General features: G+C 67.7%; 17 protein-coding genes and 1 other annotated feature. Of the genes, 8 read left to right on the top strand and 9 right to left on the bottom strand.

Going from position 1 to position 20088, the window contains the following annotated elements; all coding sequences use genetic code 11:
• Window positions 1-3 precede the first annotated feature (3 nt).
• From LPC10_RS18005 to LPC10_RS17985, 5 genes are all read left to right on the top strand, one after another.
• Window positions 4-390, top strand: a complete 387-nt coding sequence (locus LPC10_RS18005; protein ID WP_231343792.1) for a CidA/LrgA family protein — start codon at window positions 4-6, stop codon at window positions 388-390.
• Window positions 387-1103, top strand: coding sequence for an LrgB family protein (locus LPC10_RS18000; RefSeq protein ID WP_231343791.1), 717 nt, complete (start codon window positions 387-389; stop codon window positions 1101-1103). The genes LPC10_RS18005 and LPC10_RS18000 overlap by 4 nt, the downstream gene beginning before the upstream one ends.
• A 50-nt stretch (window positions 1104-1153) precedes the next feature.
• Window positions 1154-1209: a sequence feature (sul1 is cis-regulatory element that is thought to sense ions involved in sulfur or methionine metabolism; They are found in Alphaproteobacteria), on the top strand.
• A gap of 68 nt (window positions 1210-1277) precedes the next feature.
• Window positions 1278-2771 carry a SulP family inorganic anion transporter gene (locus tag LPC10_RS17995; RefSeq protein ID WP_231343790.1) on the top strand — a complete coding sequence of 498 codons (1494 nt, stop codon included), beginning with the start codon at window positions 1278-1280 and terminating at the stop codon, window positions 2769-2771.
• A gap of 145 nt (window positions 2772-2916) precedes the next feature.
• Window positions 2917-4008, top strand: coding sequence for an alpha/beta fold hydrolase (locus LPC10_RS17990; RefSeq protein WP_231343789.1), 1092 nt, complete (start codon window positions 2917-2919; stop codon window positions 4006-4008).
• 330 nt (window positions 4009-4338) lie between these two features.
• Window positions 4339-4950 carry a DUF1795 domain-containing protein gene (locus LPC10_RS17985; RefSeq protein WP_231343788.1) on the top strand — a complete coding sequence of 204 codons (612 nt, stop codon included), beginning with the start codon at window positions 4339-4341 and terminating at the stop codon, window positions 4948-4950.
• A gap of 99 nt (window positions 4951-5049) precedes the next feature.
• On the opposite strand, the gene rsmA is transcribed toward LPC10_RS17985, so the two are convergent.
• The 3 genes from rsmA to LPC10_RS17970 all read right to left on the bottom strand — a co-directional run bounded on the left by rsmA (window position 5050) and on the right by LPC10_RS17970 (window position 8205).
• A complete protein-coding gene (gene rsmA, locus LPC10_RS17980) occupies window positions 5050-5937 on the bottom strand; it encodes a 16S rRNA (adenine(1518)-N(6)/adenine(1519)-N(6))-dimethyltransferase RsmA (protein ID WP_231343787.1) in 888 nt (295 codons plus the stop codon).
• An 11-nt stretch (window positions 5938-5948) separates the two neighbouring features.
• On the bottom strand, window positions 5949-6998 hold the full coding sequence (pdxA, locus tag LPC10_RS17975) for a 4-hydroxythreonine-4-phosphate dehydrogenase PdxA (RefSeq protein ID WP_231343786.1): 1050 nt from the start codon (window positions 6996-6998) through the stop codon (window positions 5949-5951).
• Window positions 6999-7368: 370 nt separating this feature from the next.
• Complete coding sequence (locus LPC10_RS17970; protein ID WP_231343785.1) at window positions 7369-8205, bottom strand: alpha/beta fold hydrolase; 837 nt, start codon at window positions 8203-8205, stop codon at window positions 7369-7371.
• A 305-nt stretch (window positions 8206-8510) separates the two neighbouring features.
• Between LPC10_RS17970 and LPC10_RS17965 the strand changes: the two genes are divergently transcribed.
• Both LPC10_RS17965 and LPC10_RS17960 read left to right on the top strand, forming a co-directional pair.
• On the top strand, window positions 8511-9431 hold the full coding sequence (locus tag LPC10_RS17965; RefSeq protein ID WP_231343784.1) for an oxidoreductase: 921 nt from the start codon (window positions 8511-8513) through the stop codon (window positions 9429-9431).
• A 245-nt stretch (window positions 9432-9676) separates the two neighbouring features.
• A complete protein-coding gene (locus LPC10_RS17960) occupies window positions 9677-11761 on the top strand; it encodes a YgiQ family radical SAM protein (protein ID WP_231343783.1) in 2085 nt (694 codons plus the stop codon).
• A gap of 131 nt (window positions 11762-11892) precedes the next feature.
• Here LPC10_RS17960 and LPC10_RS17955 read toward each other — a convergent pair whose 3' ends face one another.
• The 4 genes from LPC10_RS17955 to LPC10_RS17940 are packed head-to-tail and all read right to left on the bottom strand — an operon-like array spanning window position 11893 to window position 15391.
• Window positions 11893-12897, bottom strand: coding sequence for a magnesium transporter CorA family protein (locus tag LPC10_RS17955; RefSeq protein ID WP_017484493.1), 1005 nt, complete (start codon window positions 12895-12897; stop codon window positions 11893-11895).
• Between the two features lie 18 nt (window positions 12898-12915).
• Window positions 12916-13770: an NAD(P)-dependent oxidoreductase gene (locus LPC10_RS17950; protein WP_231343782.1), complete on the bottom strand. Its 855-nt coding sequence runs from the start codon at window positions 13768-13770 to the stop codon at window positions 12916-12918.
• The gene (locus tag LPC10_RS17945; protein WP_231347086.1) at window positions 13767-14582 is read right to left on the bottom strand and encodes an SDR family NAD(P)-dependent oxidoreductase; all 816 of its coding nucleotides are present in this window, start codon (window positions 14580-14582) and stop codon (window positions 13767-13769) included. The genes LPC10_RS17950 and LPC10_RS17945 overlap by 4 nt, the downstream gene beginning before the upstream one ends.
• 44 nt (window positions 14583-14626) lie before the next feature.
• Window positions 14627-15391 carry an enoyl-CoA hydratase-related protein gene (locus LPC10_RS17940; RefSeq protein ID WP_231343781.1) on the bottom strand — a complete coding sequence of 255 codons (765 nt, stop codon included), beginning with the start codon at window positions 15389-15391 and terminating at the stop codon, window positions 14627-14629.
• Between the two features lie 385 nt (window positions 15392-15776).
• On the opposite strand from LPC10_RS17940, the gene LPC10_RS17935 reads away from it, so the two are divergent.
• Complete coding sequence (locus LPC10_RS17935; protein WP_231343780.1) at window positions 15777-16220, top strand: DMT family transporter; 444 nt, start codon at window positions 15777-15779, stop codon at window positions 16218-16220.
• Between the two features lie 72 nt (window positions 16221-16292).
• Here the strand turns inward: LPC10_RS17935 and LPC10_RS17930 are convergent, their stop codons facing one another.
• Window positions 16293-17990, bottom strand: a complete 1698-nt coding sequence (locus LPC10_RS17930; RefSeq protein WP_231343779.1) for a P-loop NTPase fold protein — start codon at window positions 17988-17990, stop codon at window positions 16293-16295.
• A gap of 878 nt (window positions 17991-18868) precedes the next feature.
• Entirely contained in the window at window positions 18869-19888 is a 1020-nt protein-coding gene (locus LPC10_RS17925) for an SIS domain-containing protein (protein ID WP_231343778.1), read from the bottom strand.
• Between the last annotated feature and the right edge of the window lie 200 nt (window positions 19889-20088).

The raw sequence follows: 20088 nt of genomic DNA, 5'->3' as shown, positions 1-20088 counted from the left end.
TCAATGATCGTCAGCCTGACCCTGATCCTGCTCGCCCAGCTTCTGGGCGAGGTGGCGGCCCGCACCGCCGGCCTGCCGGTGCCGGGGCCGGTGATCGGCATGGCGCTGCTCCTCGGCTTCCTGGTGCTGCGCGACCGGACGCGGCCGGCCTCGACCCGCTGTCTGCCGCCGCCCTTGGTCGATGGCGGGTTGGAGGGCACGGCCAAGGGGATGCTGGCGCATCTCTCGATCCTGTTCGTGCCCGCCGGGGTCGGCATCGTCGGCCGGCTCGACGTGCTGGCGAGCCACGGGTTCGCGCTTGCCGTCGTTCTCCTCGTCTCCGTGACCCTGACGCTGGCGGCGACCGTGCTCACCTTCGTCGGCGTCTCGCGGATGCTGGACCGCCGATGACGGGCGAGTTCGCCCTCTGGGTCTATCTCAGCCACACGCCGCTCCTGTGGCTCACGGTGACGCTGCTGGCCTACGCGGTGGCCGACCGCGTCTTCCAGGCGGCGGGGCGCCACCCGCTCGCCAACCCGGTGATCCACGCGATCTGGATGATCGGCCTCGTGCTGACGCTCACCGGCACGCCCTACCGCGCCTATTTCGAGGGCGCGCAGTTCGTGCACTTTCTGCTCGGGCCGGCGACCGTGGCGCTCGCCGTACCCCTCTACGAGCGCCGGGCGACGGTGATGCGCGCGCTGCTGCCGATGCTGGCCGCGCTGGCCGTCGGCTGCGTCACGGCGATGACCTCGGCCCTCGTCTTCGCCCGGCTCGCCGGCATCCCCGACGACGTGCGCCTCGCCCTGGCCCCGAAATCCGTGACCACCGGCGTCGCCATGGGCATCGTCGAGGCGCTCGGCGGCGACCCGACGCTCGCCGCCGTGCTGGTGATGCTGACCGGCATGGCCGGCGCCGTGATCGTCACGCCGCTGATGCGGACCCTACGCATCGAGGACATGCGCGCCCGCGGCTTCGCGGCGGGGCTGGCCGCCCACGGCCTCGGCACCGCCCGCGCCTTCCAGGTCAGCGAAGTCGCCGGCACGTTTGCCGGCATCGCCATGGGGCTGAACGCCTTCCTGACGGCGATTCTCGTGCCGGTGGCGGTGAGTTTTTTGCGGTGAGCGTCCGTATTGCGCTGCAACGCAACGCGCCGTAAACCTCACCGCAATCGCTCGGACCCGGTGCAAGCCCGGGTGGCTCTTCCGGCCGCCGATCCGCCGGACCACGCATTCGCGACGCTCGTTTCCCTCCCCGCATCGTCGGCGGAGCCCGCGTCCCTCTGCGGATTCTCTTCAATGTCATCGATTTCCACGACCGCCCGCGGGCGGTTCGCTGCGTCTTGGTTCGGCTCACCCTGGGCCGACATCCTCTCCGGCATCGTCGTCGCCCTCGCCCTGATCCCGGAGGCGATCGGCTTCTCGGTGATCGCCGGGGTCGATCCCAAGGTCGGTCTCTACGCCTCGGTCGTCATCGCGTGCGTCATCGCCTTCGCTGGCGGACGCCCGGCGATGATCTCGGCCGCCACCGCCGCCACGGCGGTCGTGATGGTCGATCTCGTGCGCGACCATGGCGTCCAGTACCTGTTCGCCGCCACGATCCTGATGGGCGTGTTCCAGATCCTCGCCGGGCTGGCGAGGCTCGGGCGGCTGATGCGCTTCGTCTCGCGCTCGGTGATGACGGGTTTCGTCAACGCGCTGGCGATCCTGATCTTTCTGGCGCAGCTCCCCGAACTCACTGGCGTGACCCCTGCCACCTACGGGCTGATCGCGTTGGGGCTCGCCATCATCTACGGCTTCCCGAGACTCACCCGCGTGGTGCCCTCGCCGCTGGTGGCCATCGCCGTACTCACCGCGCTCACCGCCTGGCTCGGGCTCGACGTGCGCACCGTCGCCCATCTCGGCGAACTGCCCAAGGCCCTGCCGAGCTTCTCTCTGCCCGACGTGCCGCTCACCTTCGAGACCCTGCGGATCATCCTGCCCTATTCCGCGACGCTCGCCGCGGTCGGCCTGCTGGAGAGCCTGCTCACCGCGCAGATCGTCGACGACATGACCGATACCGGCAGTTCCAAGAACCGGGAATGCATGGGCCAGGGACTCGCCAACATGAGTTCGGCCGTGTTCGGCGGCATGGGCGGCTGCGCCATGATCGGGCAATCGGTCATCAACGTGTCGTCGGGCGCCCGCGGTCGGCTCTCGACGCTGGTGGCGGGCGGCTTCCTCCTCGTGCTGCTGGTGCTGCTGCAGGACCTGCTGGCCATCGTCCCCGTTGCGGCGCTGACGGCGGTGATGATCATGGTCTCCTTGAACACCTTTTCCTGGCGCTCGCTTCTGGACTTGCGCACCAACCCGCTGCCCTCCTCCCTGGTGATGCTCGCCACCGTCGCGGTGGTGGTCGCCACACGGGATCTGGCCATCGGCGTGCTGGTCGGCGTGCTGCTCTCGGGCGTGTTCTTCGCTGGAAAGGTCGCGCGGATGAGCCGGATCACCGCCGAGCTGTCGCCGGACGGGCGCACCCGCACCTACCGGGTCTCGGGCCAGGTGTTCTTCGCCTCCGCCGGCACCTTCACCGATACGATCGATGTCCGCGAGCCGGTGGAGCGCCTCGTCATCGATGTCCATGCGGCGCATTTCTGGGACATCTCGGCGGTGGGCGCCCTCGACCGCGTGGTGATGAAGGCCCGCGCCAACGGCAAAGCCGTCGAGGTGGTCGGCCTCAACGAGGCCAGCGCCACCCTGGTCGAGCGCTTCGGCCGGCACGACAAGCCGGAGGCCTCGCTGCCGACGCATTGAGGGTCACGGGCGGCGCCACTGGAGGGGGCGTTCCGTTTCCAGTCGTGGTTGTGCAGTGCGGTCGAAACTCGCTAGTGTCGCCCCGACGATGACGCGGGATCCGCAGCCCTAAAGGTCGCGCCGGCCCGCTGCCCCGAGAGGCGCCGTGTTTCCCTTCGACTCATCCCGCCAGACCCGGCGCCGTGTGCGCCGGAGCCTCGACCGGACGACGCGACACGTGACGCGCTCGATCGAGAGCACGGCCAAAGCCGTCACCAAGGCCGTGACCCGCTCGACCGAACAGGCGATCCGCGAGACGCGGAAGGCGACGGCCCGATCGGTGAAGCGGACGGTCCGTCACACCGAGAAAGTGGTCGAGGCGGTAAGGGGCTCGACCGGACCCGACATCGTCCGCAAGCCGCCCGGCCAGTTCGTCACGGTCGACGGCCTGCCCGTTCACTGCATCCTGCGCGGACGCGGGCGGCCGGTGGTGCTGGTCCACGGCAACGGCACCATGGCCGAGGATTTCGCGATCTCCGGCCTGATCGACCGGCTGGCGGCGCGCTACCGGGTCATCGCCCTCGACCGGCCCGGCTTCGGCTACACCGCCCGCCCCCGCCACCGCGTCTGGACGGCGCAAGCCCAGGCCGTGCTGCTGCACCGGGTGCTGGAACAGCTCGAGGTCGAGCGCCCGCTCGTCGTCGGGCATTCCTGGGGTACGATCGTCGCCCTGGCGCTCGCGGCCGACGGGCGGCGGCCCTTGCGCGGGCTCGTGCTGCTCTCGGGCTCGTACTTTCCGGGGCGCCGTGCCGACGCGGCCCTGATCGCGCCGCTCGCCGTGCCGGGCTTCGGCGACGCGGCCCGCGCGCTGATGCCTGCGAAGATGAGCGCGGCGCTCACCGAGCAGTCGTTCCGACAGGTGTTCTGGCCGCAGGCCGTGCCGGCCCGGTTCAAGGCGCGCTTCCCCGTCGAGATCGCGGCGGCGGCGACGCAGGCGCGGGCGGTGTCGGAGGACGCCGCCTCGATGAACGCTGCCGTCACCGGGCTCCAGCGCCGCTATGCCGGTCTGACGCTGCCGGTCTCGATCCTCGCTGGGGATGCGGACGCGATCGTCAAGACAAGCGAGCAATCGGTGCGGCTGCACACGACGATCCCCGGCAGCACCCTGCGCCTCCTGCCCGGCCTCGGCCACATGATCCATTACGGGGCGCGGCTGAAGGTCGAGCGCGCGATCGACGATCTGATGAAGCTCCGATAGATGCGCCCCAGGCGCGAGATCTGGCCCTGTCACCCCGCGGATCACCGGGCGCCGAGACCTACCCTCGTCGAGGGTCGCACGGGGGCTGAACAGAGCCTTCTGTCATCGGGCTTCCGCCATCATGGGGTGATCGGTCGCCGCCTTGTTGAAGGGTCCGCCTGGGGTGGGGAGCGGTCCTGCCGTGACAAAGCCGACCGCCGTTCCATGGCCTTGCGGAACGGGGCGTTTACTTCGGGAGCGACCTGCCGCGAATCGTTGCTGGCGCACCGCAGCCCAGGTTACGAGCTCTTGTTCTCCGACGCTGCGGCGTGAGACATCGGGATGACGCGTATGACAAAAATCGCGGTGAGCCTCATGCTCCTGTCGATGACGGCGGTATCCGCGCAGGCGCAGATGCAGTCTGCGGGGCGCCTGGACCGCCCCGGCATCTCTCGTACGGCCAACGAGCTGTTCAGTCAGGTCTGCGTCGAGCGGTTCGGAGATCGCGCCGGTATGGGACGGGCTTTGGAGGAACACGGCTTCGACCCGGCCCCGCCGAAGGCCGCAGCCCAGGCTGCAGCCCGCCTGCCGATCGGGGAGCCAGGGCAGGTGTGGCGTTGGACCGACGCGACACAGCCCATGCTCGTGGTGATCCGCGATGCGGGCGTGCGGTGCCAACTCATGGCCCCTTTCGTGGATGTGGAGGAGTCCACTGAGCGGTTCCGCCAGACCATGACGGGGTTGCGTCGGCCGGGGGTGAAAGTCGAGACGGAACGGGACGAACCCGCCGAGCTGGGCGGGCAGCCGGGGCGGCAGGTGTTCTTCCGCGTCCACCTGCCGGACGGCAAGGGGGAAAGCCGGCTCTTCGCGCTGTCCGTGGCTCTGCCCCGGACCGGGGGCGTCTCTCTCATCATGACGGCCTCCTCCCTGCCGCCGCAGACGAAGTCCGGGCCGATCCGGTGACGGCTCTGTCGGACGCGGAACCCGCCCCCACTCTCCGGATGGCCGCCAACGCTGTAAAATGACGTCGCTCGACACGGGAGGCTCCGTCACGGAGCGCTTTCACGATCCCTCTGCCTCCAGCGCGCGGGCCAGCGCCACGAACCCTGCAACCGGAATCTCCTCCGCCCGCGCCGTCTCCGGGAGGCCCGCCGCGGCGAGCAGGCGGGCGGGGTCGGGGGTGGCGGCCTTCAGGCTCTGGCGCAGCATTTTGCGGCGCTGGCCGAAGGCGGCGCGGGTCACCCTCTCGAGATCGGCGATCCGGCAGGGCAGCGGCTCGGGCCGCGGGCGCAGGTGGACGATGCTGGAGGTGACCTTCGGCGGCGGCACGAAGGCGGACGGCGCCACGTCGAACAGGATGGTCGCCTGCGTGCGCCAGCCGCACAGAACCCCGAGCCGTCCGTAATTGGCCCGGTCCGACTCGTCGGCGACGATGCGCTCGGCCACCTCGCGCTGGAACATCAGCGTCGCCGATTCCCACCACGGCGGCCAAGTCTCGTCCCGTGCCTCATCCCGCGTGTCGGCCCCGAGCCAGCCGGTGAGCAGCACGGTGGCGACGTTGTAGGGGAGATTGGCCACGATCCGCACCGGCCCGTCGCCGACGAGCGGGCGCGGGTCGAAGCCGACCGCGTCGGCGTCGATCACGTCGAGCTTTCCCGGATAATGCGCGGCGATCTCGGCCAGCGCGGGCAGCGCGCGGGGGTCGCGCTCGATCGCCACAACGCGCTTCGCGCCGGCCGCCAGCAGCGCACGGGTCAAGCCGCCGGGGCCGGGGCCGACCTCCACCACCGTGACGCCCTCGAGCGCGCCCGCCGAGCGGGCGATGCGGCCGGTGAGATTGAGATCGAACAGGAAGTTCTGGCCGAGCGCCTTCTTCGGCTCCAGCCCGTGCCGCCGCACCACCTCGCGGAGCGGAGGCAGGCCGTCGGCGCTCAACGCGTCAAGGGTCATCGGCGGCGGGTTCAGGCGCGGGCGGGAAAGGGCAGGACGGTGTTGGCCGGCCGCTGCGCGAGGCGCTGCGCCAGCCGCAGGGCCGCGATCAGGCTGTCGGGCTTGGCCACGCCTTTGCCGGCGATGTCGAAGGCGGTGCCGTGGTCGGGCGAGGTGCGCACGAAGGGCAATCCCAGTGTAACGTTCACGCCCTCGTCGAAGGCGAGCGTCTTGATCGGGATCAGCGCCTGATCGTGGGTCGGGGTGAGGGCCACATCGTAGGTCGCCCGCGCCCGCTCGTGGAACAGGGTGTCGGCCGGCAGGGGGCCGCGGATGTCGATGCCCTCGCTGCGCAAGACCGCGACGGCGGGCGCCAGCACGTCGCGATCCTCGGTGCCCATGGTGCCGGATTCGCCCGCATGCGGGTTGAGGCCCGACAGGACGAGGCGCGGCTGTTCGAGGCCGAAGCGGGCGCGCAGGTCGGCATGGACGATGCGGGTGGTGCGCTCGACCAGATCCTGGGTCAGCAGGTCCGGCACGCGGCGCAGCGCAACGTGGATCGTCACCGGCACCACGGCCAGCGTGTCGCTCCACAGCATCATCACCGGCAGCGGCGGCTCGCGCCCCTCCTTGGCGGCGAGCGCGGCCAGGAACTCGGTATGCCCCGGATGAGCGAAGCCGACCCGCGTCAGCACGAACTTGGCGATGGGGTTCGTCACCACGGCCGAGGCCGCGCCGGAGCGCACCAGATCCACGGCGGCGGTGATCGACTCGACGATGGCGCCGGCATGGGCCGAATTCGGCGCGCCGGGCGTGGCGATCACCTTGGCGCCGCTCGGCAGCGGCAGGACCGGCAGGGCCCGCGCAAACACCTCGCAGGCGTCGTCGGGCTCGACCTCGGCCACCGGCACCGACAGGCCGAGCCGGTAGGCGGTGGCTTCCAGGAATTCGGGGTCGCCGACGATCTGGAACGGCGGCACCCCGCGCTCGCCCCGCAGCCGCCACGCGGCGAGCGCGATTTCCGGGCCGATGCCGGAGGGATCGCCGAGGGTGAGGGCAAGCGGTCTGTGGTCGGAGGCCATGGCGGGCTTATAGCGCGGTTTGGTTGATCGCCGAGGTGGTTTTGGGCAGGGCTCCGAACCGGGTGACGTGTCTGTCACAAACCTCCCACTGCGCTTTCCTCGGCAGAAGGAGAACGGTCAGTGCCCGGGATTTTATGAGGCACTCTCAACGGCCGATGCGCCGCACCACCCGCAGCGTTCACCGTCATTCCGGGGCCGCGCAGCGGACCCCGGAATCCACCTGTGATGCGCGGGTGGACAGGGTGTCGCGGCCCGTCATGGATTCCGGGTTCGCCTCCGGCGCCCCGGAATGACCAGCGTTGAACGTTGTCACAGCGTTCGCGTATCGTTCGTCGACCCGAGTGCGGAGGTCCGGCGGCCGGCCGCCCGCTCAGCCGCGGATGAAGGCGAGGAGGTCGGCGTTGAGCCGGTCCGCGTTGAGGGTGAGCATGCCGTGCGACAGGCCCGGATAGGTCTTCAGAGTGCCGTTGCGCAAAAGCTTGATCGTCTTGTGCGCGGCGGCGACGATCGGCACGATCTGGTCGTCCTCGCCGTGGAGCACGAGCGTCGGCACCGAGATCGCCCGCAGATCCTCGGTCTGGTCGGTTTCCGAGAAGGCCTTGATGCCCTCGTAATGCGCCTTGGCCGAACCCATCATGCCCTGCCGCCACCAGTTGCGGATCACGCCCTCAAGGACCGTCGCGCCGTCGCGGTTGAAGCCGTAGAACGGGCCGGCCGGAACATCGAGGAAGAACTGGGCGCGGTTGTCGGCCAAGGCCTTGCGGAAGCCGTCGAACACGGCGAGCGGCAGGCCCTCCGGGTTGGTCTCGGTCTTCAGCATCAGCGGCGGCACGGCGCTCACCAGCACCGCCTTGGCCACGCGCCCCTGCGGCTCGCCGTGGTGGGCGACGTAGCGCGCGACCTCGCCGCCGCCGGTGGAGTGGCCGATATGGACGGCGTTTCTCAGGTCGAGCGCCTCGGCGACCGCCGCGGCGTCGGCGGCGTAATGGTCCATGTCGTGGCCCTCGGAGACCTGGGCCGAACGGCCGTGGCCGCGCCGGTCATGAGCCACCACGCGGAAACCGTGGCTGACGAAGAACAGCATCTGCGCGTCCCAGTCGTCCGACGAGAGGGGCCAGCCGTGATGGAACATGATCGGCTGCGCGTCCCTCGGGCCCCAATCCTTGTAGTAGATCTCGGTGCCGTCCTGGGTGGTGACCGTGGCCATGATTCTCTCTCCTCGACCATGGAGGGGCCGAAGCGTCGTCCGGTTCGGACCGCCGCGACCGTTGCTCGACGGTGAGACAATGGACCTCCGCGGCCCGTTTGAAAATTAGAAACGATTGAAACGTATCGTTTCCAAAAGTGGTATGAAGCGGCCGCTTCCGGGGTGTGACCGGCCTCACAAGGGCTGAGCCGGCGTGTGTGAGAGCCGATCCGTCCGCGATCGACAGCGAGGCCGAACTGCCGGGACCGGGGGCGGTTTCCCCTCGGCCGCCTCCGACTCGTAGCCCATGAGGATCGTGAACCCCGATGGCGAGACAACGCTGGACCGTCGCCGACATCCCCTCCCAGGCCGCCCGCCGCGCCGTGGTGACGGGCGGCAGCGCCGGGCTCGGGTTCGAGACGGCACGGGCGCTGGCCGGGGCCGGGGCGGCGGTGGTGCTGGCGGTGCGCGATCCCGAGAAGGGGGAGCGCGCCGCCGCGGCGATCCGGCGGGAGCATCCCGGGGCCGAGCTGTCCGTGCGCCCGATCGACACCGCCTCGCTCGCCTCCGTGCGCGCCTTCGCCCGAGACTGGCCGGCGGAGGCGCCGATCGACCGGCTCGTGCTCAATGCCGGCATTGCCGCAGTGCCCCAGCGCGAGGAGAGCGTGGACGGGTTCGAGCGGCAGCTCGCCACGAACTATCTCGGCCATTTCGCGCTCACCGGGCTGCTCCTGCCGGCTCTGAGCCCCTCGGCGCGGGTAGTGTCGGTGGCGAGCCTCGCCCATCGCAGCGGCGCGATCCGGTTCGACGACCCGCATTGGCGCGAGACCTACGGATCGCAGCCTGCCTACCGGCAGAGCAAACTGGCGCTGCTGATGTTTTCCCTCGAACTCGACCGGCGGCTGAAGGTGTCGGGCTCGGGCATCGCCGCCCTCGCGGCGCATCCCGGATTCGCCGTCACCGAGGTGTTCCGCCGGGGCGACCGGGCGGGCGCGTTCCAGCAGGGGGCGGGGCGGATCATCTTCTCGCTGATCGGCCAGCCGGCGGCGCAGGGCGCCCTGCCGATCCTCTATGCCGCCACCGCGCCGGAGGCGGAGCGCGGCGGCTATTACGGGCCGGACGGGTTCGGGGAAGTGCGCGGCTACCCCAGGCCCGCCTCGATCGCCGCCCAAGCCCTCGACCGCGCCGCCGCCGCGCGGCTCTGGGCGCTGTCGGAGACGCTCACCGGAGTGCGGTTTCCCCTGTGATACGGCCTGAGATCGTTTGGCTCGATCTCTCTTCCGTCATCGCCTCGCGATGCCGGAAGAGAATGGGCAGAGCCGAACGGATCAGCCGGAAGCCGGATGAGGCGGGTGCCGCTTCCCGTCAGTCCGGGGCCGTGCAGTGGAACCCGGAATCGATCCGTGATGCGCGGCGTTCACCCGAATTCGCAGCCCTCGCGCGTCCCGTCCTTTGTTGAGGTCTCGGTCCGGGCGGCCTATGCGTAGGCCCCATGGAACTCCGAGCTTCGACCGAGCGGTCTTTTGAGGGCGCCCTGGCCCCCCTCGCCTGCAAACCGCCGCCTGCCGGCAAGGCAGCGCCGTTCCTGCCGATGAGCCGCGCCGAGATGCTGGCGCTCGGCTGGGACGCCTGCGACATCGTGCTGGTGACGGGCGACGCCTACGTCGATCATCCGAGCTTCGGCATGGCCATCATCGGCCGGCTGCTCGAAGCGCAGGGATTCCGGGTCGGCATCATCGCGCAGCCCGACTGGCATTCGGCCGAGCCGTTCAAGGCGCTGGGCCGGCCGCGGCTCTTCTTCGGCGTCACCGGCGGCAACCTCGATTCGATGGTGAACCGCTACACGGCGGACCGCCGCTTGCGCCACGACGACGCCTACACGGCGGGCGGGGAAGGCGGGAAGCGCCCGGACCGCTGCACCATCGTCTACACGCAGCGCTGCCGCGAGGCCTACAAGGACGTGCCGGTCGTGCTCGGCGGCATCGAGGCCTCGCTGCGCCGCATCGCGCATTACGATTACTGGTCGGACAAGGTGCGCCGCTCGATCCTGGCCGACGCGAAGGCGGATCTGCTCCTCTACGGCAATGCCGAGCGCGCGGTGGTCGAGGTGGCCAACCGCCTGGCGGCCGGCGAGGCGCCGCACCAGCTCGACTCCGTCCGCGGCGTCGCCCTGTTCCGCCGCGTGCCCGAGCACTACACCGAGCTGCCCGCCGACGACCTCGATTCCACCGACGAGGCCGCCGCCCGCAAGCCCGGCGACACGGTGATCCGCCTTCCCGCCTACGAGGTGGTGAAGGACGACAAGGAGGCCTATGCCCGCGCAAGCCGAGTGCTGCACCGGGAGGCCAATCCCGGCAATGCGCGCCCGCTCGTCCAACGCCACGGCGACCGCGACCTGTGGCTGAATCCGCCGCCGATCCCGCTCTCCAGCGAGGAGATGGATGCGGTCTACGACCTGCCCTACGCCCGCGCCCCGCATCCATTCTACGGCGACGCCAAGATTCCCGCCTGGGACATGATCAAGTTCTCGGTGACGATCATGCGCGGCTGCTTCGGCGGCTGCACCTTCTGCTCCATCACCGAGCACGAGGGCCGCGTCATCCAGAACCGCTCGGAGGGCTCGATCCTGCGCGAGATCGAGCGCATCCGCGACAAGACGCCGGGCTTCACCGGCGTGATCTCCGATGTCGGCGGGCCGACCGCCAACATGTACCGGATGGCCTGCAAGGATCCGAAGATCGAGGCGGCCTGCCGGCTGCCGTCCTGCGTCTTCCCGGACATCTGCCCGAACCTGAACACCTCGCACGACGACCTGATCCGGCTCTACCGCAAGGTGCGCGAGGTCAAGGGCGTCAAGAAGGTGATGGTGGCCTCGGGCGTGCGCTACGACCTCGCGGTGCGCAGCCCCGAATACGTCAAGGAACTGGTGACGCACCATGTCGGCGGCCGCCTGAAGATCGCGCCCGAGCACACCGAGCGCGGGCCCCTCGACCTGATGATGAAGCCGGGGATAGGCACCTACGACCGCTTCAAGGAAATGTTCGACGAGGCCGCCAAGCAGGCGGGCAAGAAGTACTACCTGATCCCGTACTTCATCGCGGCCCATCCCGGCACGACCGACGAGGACATGCTGCACCTCGCGCTCTGGCTCAAGAAGAACGACTACCGCGCCGATCAGGTGCAGACCTTCCTGCCCTCGCCGATGGCCACCGCCACGGCGATGTACCACACCGAGGTCAACACGCTGAAAGGCGTGCGGCGCGGCGGCAGCGAGCCGGTGGAGGCGATCAAGGGACTGCGGCAGCGGCGCCTCCACAAGGCCTTCCTGCGCTACCACGACCCCGAGAACTGGCCGCTGCTGCGCGAGGCGTTGCGGGAAATGGGCCGGGCCGACCTCATCGGCCCGCGGCCGGACCAACTCGTGCCGTTCTCGCAGCCGCCGGGCACGGGCCTGGGCAAGGGGCCTAACAAGGGGTCCGGCAAGGGGCCTAACAAGGGGCGGGGCCAGCCGCGGCCCGAGTATCGCCCAGGCGGCGGACAGCGCTTCACCACCAAGGGCGTGCCGCTGCAGAAGTGACCGGTGTGCGTCCGGCGGGCGGATTCCGTATTCGGTCTCCGCTCGATGGTTTCGGCCTCGCCTCGCGATGACGGCGGCGGGGGCCGAACCGAAGCGATCGACTGCGAACGGCCAGGGACGACCGCGCGCCCCTACAGCCACTTCTTCCAGCGAAAGAACACGTAGGGCAGCACCGCGGCCACCACCATCATGCCGACCGCGGCGGGATAGCCGAAATGCCAGTCGAGTTCCGGCATGGTCTTGAAGTTCATGCCGTAGATCGAGGCGATCAGGGTGGGGGGCATGAACACCACCGCCATGACCGAGAACAGCTTGATGATGTTGTTCTGCTCCAGGTTCACCAGGCCGAGCGTGGCGTCGAGCAGGAACTGGATCTTGGCCGAGATGAAGGTCGCGTGCTCTTCGAGCGATTGCAGGTCGCGCAGCGTCGAGCGCACGTCCTCGCGCAGCTCGCGCGGGGCCTTGGCCGTGCGGTAGGTCGCCGAGAGCGAGAGCAGGATGCGCTCCATCGAGACCAGGCTCTCGCGCTGCTTCGAGATCAGGTCGCCGTGCCGCCCGAGCGCCCGCAGCGTGTCCTGCAGCGCGTTGTTGCGCGAGGACGGGTCGCCCTTGTCCTCGAAGATCTTTCGCGAGAGGCGGTCGATGCGCTCGCCTTGCAGCTGGAGCACGTCGGCGGCGCGGTCGATCACCGCCTCGATCAGCCCGGCCAGGATCGATTCGCCCGAGACCGAGCGCGACGGCCCGTTGCCCGTCGCCCGGCCGGCGCGCTGGGTGTACATCCGGAACGCCTGCGGCTCCTCATAGCGCACGGTGATGAGCCGGTTGTCGCGCAGGATGAAGGTGATGCCGGCCAAGCCCGGCTCCTCGGAATCGCTGACGCGGGAGAGCACGCGGCCCGTCATGTAGCGGGCGCCGGCCTCGACGTAGAGCAGTTCGGAGGGCTCGATGTCCTTCATTTCCTCGCGCGTCGGCACGGTGATGCCGAGGAAGGATTCGACCTTCACCTCCTCTTCCCGCGTCGGGCGCACGAGGTCGAGCCAGACCGTGTCCTCGGGGATCGGCTCCTGCAATTCGAGGTAGCGGCGCTCCAGCACCGTCTGGGTGTCGCCCGCGACGGGCTTGTGCGTGAAGATCAAGGTGCGGCCCGTGAAGTCTCAGTCCAGCGCCCCGGGCGGGGCGACGCTTGTCTCCGGCACGAAGAAGTCCGGCGCAAGCGGGACGCCTGCTGTGACGCGGTATTTTGAAAAGTCCGTGACGCCCTCCTCGGCCAGGAAGCTGTCGTCGATCAGGAAGCGCCCGGAAAATCCCTTGGCGTCCTTGAGGAACACGGCATGGGCCGCATCCGCCATGATCTCAGGGGTGCGGCTCGCCTGCATCAGGGCGTCGCCGCCCAGCAGGTTCTGCACGGCGGCCGTGGCGATGGTGGTGCGCGGCCACAGGGCGTTGACGGCGATGCCCCGGCCTCGCAACTCCCCGGCGAGCCCCAGCACGCACAGCGACATGCCGAACTTGGCCATGGTGTAGGCCAGATGCGGCGAGAACCACTTCTCCGCCATGTCGAGCGGGGGCGACAGCATCAGGATGTGCGGGTTCTCGGCCTTCTCCAGATAGGGAATCGCGTACTTGCTCACCATGTAGGTGCCGCGCGCGTTGATCCCATGCATCAGGTCGAAGCGCTTCATCTCGGTCTTGGGCGTGTTCGACAGCGAGATCGCGCTCGCGTTGTTGACCACGATGTCGATCCCGCCGAATTTTTTTGCGGTCCGGTCGAGCGCATCTTTCACGGCTTCTTCGTCGCGCACGTCCACCGTCAGCGGCAGCGCCCGGCCCCCCGCCCGCTCGATCGCCTCGGCGGCGGTGAAGATCGTGCCCTCGAGCTTGGGGTGCGGTTCAGCGGTCTTGGCGGCGATGGCGACGTTGGCGCCGTCGCGGGCGGCGCGCAGGCCGATGGCGAGCCCGATGCCGCGCGAGGCGCCGGTGATGAACAGCGTCTTACCCTGCAGGCTCATGGCATCTCCTCTCCGATCCGGAAGCGCTCCGGCTGGCGGCCGTCGGCGTCGGTGAAACCGTAGGCGCGGGCGAGATCCCCGACATGCAGCGTCCGCCCGGCCCGGTCCAGCACGGCCGGGTCGGCGGACAGCGCTGCCAGCGCCCGGCCGGCATAGAGCGGGCTCTCGGTGGCGCGCGCCTCCTGGCCCAAGTCGCGCACCCGCTCGGTGGCGACGAAGCCCGGCGAGAGCGACAGGGCGCAGACGCCGTGGGGGGCGAGTTCGGCGGCGCAGGCGAAGGCGAGCCGGTTCGTCGTCGCCTTGGCCAGATCGTAGTAGATGTCGCCGAGATAGGTCTCGGTGCCGAAGGAGACGAAGGCGATCAGGCCCTGCCTCGCTGCCACCATGGCCGGCGCCACGGCACGCGCCAGCAGCAGCCCCGGATACGGCCCCGTCCCGAGAAACTGCGAGAACGGCTCGGCCGAGCGGCGCCAGAACGGCGTGCCCCAGGCGGCGCCGTCGGGGTAGCGCTCGCCGTCATAGCCCTCGTTGCCGCCCCAGACGCTAGCAGCCGCCACGTCGATCCGCCCGAACCGGCGAAGCGCCCAGTGCACGAGTTCGTCCACCGCTCGCTCGCTGGTGTGGTCGCACAGGTAATGGTGCCCCTCGCCCCCCGCCGCATCGACGGCGCGGGCGGTGTCCTCGATCGCCTCGGGCCGCGTCTCGGTGCGCCGCCCGGTCTCGGAGGAGCGCGCGGTGACGATCACCGTGGCGCCGGCCTCGCCCAGGCCCCGCGCGAGCCCGCGCCCGACCCCGCGCGAGGCCCCGGCCACGAGGCAGACCTTTCCCCGCAGATCCGGCGTCGTCACAAGCGCGCTCACGCCTTGCCGGCGAGGAAGCGGGCGAGCCGCGCTTGCGTCTCGGGATCGCGCAGGCCCGCCTCGAAGGCTTCCGCCTCGGCCTCGATCGCCGCCTCGACCGCGCCCTGCTCGCCGCGCATCAGCGCGCGGGTCGCCTGCACCGCCCGGCGCGGCAGGGCGGCGAGGCGGGTGGCCTGGGCCAGCGCGTGCGCCTCCAGCGCTTCGGAGGGCAGTTCGGCGTTGGCGAGCCCGAGCGACACGGCCGCCGCGCCGTCGAACGGCTCGCTCAGCAGCAGCAGCGCCGAGGCGCGGGCGAGCCCGATCCGGCGCGGCAGCAGGTAACTCGCGGCGGCCTCCGGCACCACGCCGAGTTCCACGAACGGCATGCGGAAGCGCGCCTGCGACCCGACATAGACGAGGTCGCAATGCAGCGTCAGCGTCGTGCCGACGCCGATGGCGAGCCCGTCCACCGCCGCGACCATCGGCGTGCGGGTGCGGGCGAGCTGCCGGATGAAGCGCAGCGCCGGCATCTCGGAAAACGCGTCGCGCGGGGCCGTCCCGGCGGCGAAGAAGTCGGCCAGATCGTTGCCGGCGGTGAAGGCGCCGGGCCCCCCGGCGAACACCACCGCCCCGATGTTTTGGGACTCGTCGTCGGCGCCGACGAGCGCCGCGGTGGCGGCGTCGTACATCGCGCCCGTCAGCGCGTTCTTCTTCTCGGGCCGGTTCCAGCGGATCAGCCGGACGCCGTCGGCCCCGTCCTCGATGGTGATGGCTTCGCTCATCCGCCCTCGCCCGCGCCGTTCGGCCAAAAACGGCCCCGACCCCTCGCCCCCACCCTTCTTACCGCCGCGCGGCTTTGTCGAGGGGCCATCGCCGCCGCCCCGGTTGCGGGCGGGATTACGGCCTTCGGCTCACCTCCGCCGCTGTCCCCCTCCGCCATCATTCCGGGGCCGCGTAGCGGAACCCGGAATCCACCCGTGAGGCGCGGCTTGGGGTGGCGTGTTGGGTCGATTCCGGGTTCGCCTGCGGCGCCCCGGAATGACGGTGGAGGAAATGGACCGAGTCCGATCCCCCGGCACGAAAGCCCCCTCCCCCGCCGCGCGCGACTGGGCCGGCCCCGATGTCGCACCGGCGAAACTTGAGCGCGGCCCCGCCGGATGACGGGCTATGTGGTCCCTCTACGCTCTGACGATCCTCGCCGGTCTCGCCAACGCGATCCAGCCGGGACAGAACGCGACGCTCTCGAAGTCGCTCGGCCTACCGGTGACGGCGGCCCTCCTGACGCTGCTCGTCAGCACCGCCGCCCTGCTCGCGGGCGGCCTCGCGCTCGGCAAACTCGAAATGCCCACCGGCCAGCAGCTCGGGCAGGTGCCCTGGTGGGCGTGGCTCGGCGGTTTTCTGAGCATCCTGCTGATCCTGGCCCAGCTCTACGCCTCCCCCGCCATCGGCGCCGCGACCTTTTTGGGGATCATCGTGACGGTGGGTGTGCTCGCCTCGCTGGTGCTCGACCATTTTGGGTGGGTCGGGTTCCCAGTGCACCCGGCGAGCCTTTGGCGGGTCGCCGGGGCTGTGTTGATGGTGATTGGGGTGGGGTTAGTGGCGGTGTTTTGATGTTCCGTGAGATAGTAATGCATTAGATAAGGAAGTTCTGGAAATTTACTCTATGAGATGTAGTGGGCAATATCAAGTTGATGCATTGCCGTCGATATCTATCCCAAATACGCCTTTGATTCGCCTGCGATTAAGATCGTTTTCACTGGCGATCTCTCGGAGTGCCGCATCAAGTTTGCGTTGTATTTCTTTTACGACAGCAGATGGATTGCTTATGCTGAGGTACAGCTTGGCAGCTGAAATCACATTAGACCTCGGTTCTCCGCGGACTGATTTCAGAATTTGCTTTATATCATCAATCGATGCCTTTGCGAGCAAGGCATCATCCTTCGTGTTCCATCCCTGAGAAATGCCTACTTTTAAAAGCACTTCTTTCGGGGTTATTTCCGGCTCATGCAGTCTAAACTTTTCATTGCATGCCGATAAGACTTCCGCATCTTTGATGCCACCCCTGTATGAGTAACCTTCTGTGTCCCACGTTGTGGCGTCGCCATTCTTATTGTTAACGTAGTACTTTATAAGTTCCGTTGCTTCCTCGTTCGCCTCAAGTTCGCGCAGGGTCTGGATTACGGCATCAAGATTAGATATATCAACAACGCTTATGTTTGAGCGAACTGATTGAATGAGAGACTCGATAATTTCGTCTGCGTTGTCTTCATATGAGTCGTGGTATATCTTCCATGCTTCCCTGTAAGCGGCGCCTTGATCATTTAGTGTCAAGTTATGATTCGCTGCTTCTCCAAAATTCCTAACGGATTGATCATCGAAGAACCCCTTTTCGATGCCAGATATTATAGACTTATCAAATTCATCGGCACTGCCAAATCCATACTCCAAAAGTAAGTCAGCATGAGGATCTGTTTCCTGCGGCTTGCTGGTTTCTTTTGAGTCCCATAGGCCAGCGTATGGATCGAATTTCATTATATATTCGATAGTCGGCGCATCGCCTGGTTGAAATTTCGAAAAACTCGCTAGAGTGGCCGTGTGGATGGCTTGGTGTAATACGCGCGGATTCAATCCGTCTAATACTTCAATCAGCCGATTGCAAAAGAACTCTGTTTTCTTTATGACTCTGATGTTGTTTACTTTGAACTTTTTGATATTCTGAGCAAGCATTTCTTTGAAGGTGCCTTCTGTTGTAAGTGCTATCGTTATTGCCTCCTCGGGCGATGGGTCAAAATTGAAAATTATATCGGCAACTTTTTCAAGCTGATCCTCAAAGTCTATCTTCTGACTTTCTTCCAGCTTTTCATCGTTCAAGAGAATGATAACTTTGCAGCCCTTTTCTTCCTTCAATTGCGAGGCAAGACCAAGAACATCCTTGATATTTAATCCAGTTCCAGCTCTCTCCAAATCATCGAGGCACACTATTTTGTTTCGAGCTAGTAGAAACATTATGCGCTGAATGCCATCGGCATACTTGTCGGATTTGGGTAGGTATTGGGACAAAAATCCAGCTCTATTCAGTCCTTGTCGAAATACGTGTGCGGCTTGCTCCAAGCTCGTCAAGCTAGGTTTTGCATCAAGATCATCAGTACTAATTGAATTCTCAACAACAGCATTGCGCAAATCCGTCAAAGAATTTCTTCCAAAGAGCGAAACGTAAGAATACTGCTTAAGTGCAATACTTTTCTTTTGCTGCGATTCCTTCAAGAGCTTGCGCCAGGCATAGGTTTTTCCTACTCCCCATTTTCCTTTTATGCAGACAATTTCTGGATTCTCCGATGATATAAACCGAATGACTTCTGATGAAAGTTTGGCGACAGACAAATTTCCCCCCTTTCAAACGTTTCTTGTCTTATTTCATAAGCTAAATTAGCCATAGTGTCTTCAACAAGTTTGATGCTTATCGTTGGGCGCTTTGTCGCATTTTTATTTCATCACATAGGTTGCCGTCATCTCGTAAAATAATGGGATGTAAGCTGTAGCTTAGCTGTTCTGGCAAAAGTTTCCTTGACTTTTCAGGCTTAAAATCCTACAACCCCCGCCACTCACCTCCCGGACCAGCCGGGGGAGCTTTTCCGGTGACCGGCCGGCGAGGCTCGTTGGGAGGTGGGGCGGTTCCCGCGTCGGTGGCCCGGTCGCCATCGCCTCGGGCGCTGTGCGCGACACAACGCTGTCTCGGGATGGGGCCATAGGCCGGTCTCGGGTCGGCGCCCAGGAACAACCGGAGCCGGGCCCAATACGAGGTCCGGTGCGGACGAGTCCGCTCATCGCCGTCTGCCGAGGTTCCCTCTCCCCTCGCGGGGAGGCGGGCCGAGGGTCCCACAGGCGCCTGTGTCCGGGGTCGAGGCCGGTGGAGAGACCGTGACGCCAAAACGGAGGGACGGCTTCCCGTGATGGGGAAGCGGCCCCTCCGCGGGACGCCGGGAGACCGGCAAAGTCTCAAAACCAGCATCCGGAGGTCTCGCGGCGTCCCGCGTCCCCCTCGGGGTTCTTGTGCAGCGTGCGGGTTGCGTTCCCAGCCGGCCGATCGGCCAGCCGTCCTCCGGGCCTTCAGCGCCGCGGGGGGAATTGTGTTTGGCGCAGCGCTCTTTGATCGGTCGGGGAGACGCGCGCGGCGATCGCTTCGGCCCCTCCCCTCGTCTTCGCGATGACGGTGGGGGGCGAGCGTCAGCCCCCCGAAAGCCGTCGAGAGCCTTCGCGCCTCAGGCCACGCCGGTGCGCAGCAGGTCGTGGTAGTGCACGAGGCCGACGGGGCGGCCGTTCTCCACCACCACGAGGGCGGTGATCTTCATCGCCTCCTGGATCTGCAGCGCCTTGGCGAGCAGGGTCTCGGGCGTGATCGTGCGGGGGTTTTGGGTCATCACCGCCTCGACCGGCAACTGGTCCAGCCCCTCGCGGGAGAAGATGGCGCGGCGCACGTCGCCGTCGGTGAGGATGCCGGCGAGCGCCCCCTGCGCATCGACCACGAGGACGGAGCCGAACCCCTTGGCGTCGATCTCGGCCACCGCCGCCCGCATCGCGGTGCCGAGCGCCACCATCGGCAGGTCGGCGCCGCCATGCATGACCTCGCGCACCTGCCGCAGCGAGGCGCCGAGCCGGCCGCCGGGATGGAACACGGAGAAGTCGCGGGCGGAGAAGCCGCGGGCCTCCAGCAGCGCCACGGCGAGCGCGTCGCCCAGCGCGAGCTGCATCGCCGTCGAGGTGGTCGGCGCGAGCCCGTTCGGGCAGGCCTCCTTCGCCTTCGGCAAAGCGAGGCAGGTGTCGGCCTCGCGGCCCAGGGTCGAGGCGGCGTTCGCCGTGATCGCCACGAGGCCGACGCGGTAGCGCCGCGTGTAGCCGATGATGTCGGCGAGTTCCGTGGTCTCGCCCGACCACGAGAGCGCCAGCACCACGTCGTCGGGCTGGATCATGCCGAGATCGCCGTGGCTCGCCTCGGCCGGGTGGACGTAGAGGGCCGGCGTGCCGGTGGAGGCGAAGGTCGCGGCGATCTTGCGGGCGACGTGTCCGGACTTGCCCATGCCGGTGCAGATCACCCGGCCGCGGGCCGCGCCGATCCGCTCGACGGCCCCGGCGAAGGGCTGGCCGAGGCCGTTGTCGATCGCGGCCATCAGGCAGGCCAGGCCCTCGCGCTCGGTCTCGATGGTGCGCAGCGCCGAGGCGATGGCGGGCGGGCGTGCCGTCTGCGCCGCGTCCTGATCCTCGATCCGCTGTGCCAGGGCCATGAATTCGCGTGTCCGTGCCGTCCGGGGCCGCGCGCGGGCGCCCTCGGTCTCGATCGTGTGCCGCGCCCTCTTCGCCCGCGACTGTGGCCGCAAGGCGGCTGCGCCCGGCCGGGGCCATTAAGGCGGCGCTAACCATGTTCCTTTAGCAAGCCGAAAGGGCGCTCGCCGCGCTTCCGCCGCTGCCGGATCCGTGCCCGCGG

This window comes from Methylorubrum sp. B1-46 (genome assembly GCF_021117295.1).
Taxonomy (GTDB): domain Bacteria; phylum Pseudomonadota; class Alphaproteobacteria; order Rhizobiales; family Beijerinckiaceae; genus Methylobacterium.
Note: the sequence above shows the minus strand (reverse complement) of the source record. Positions and strands in the feature narration are given on the sequence as shown.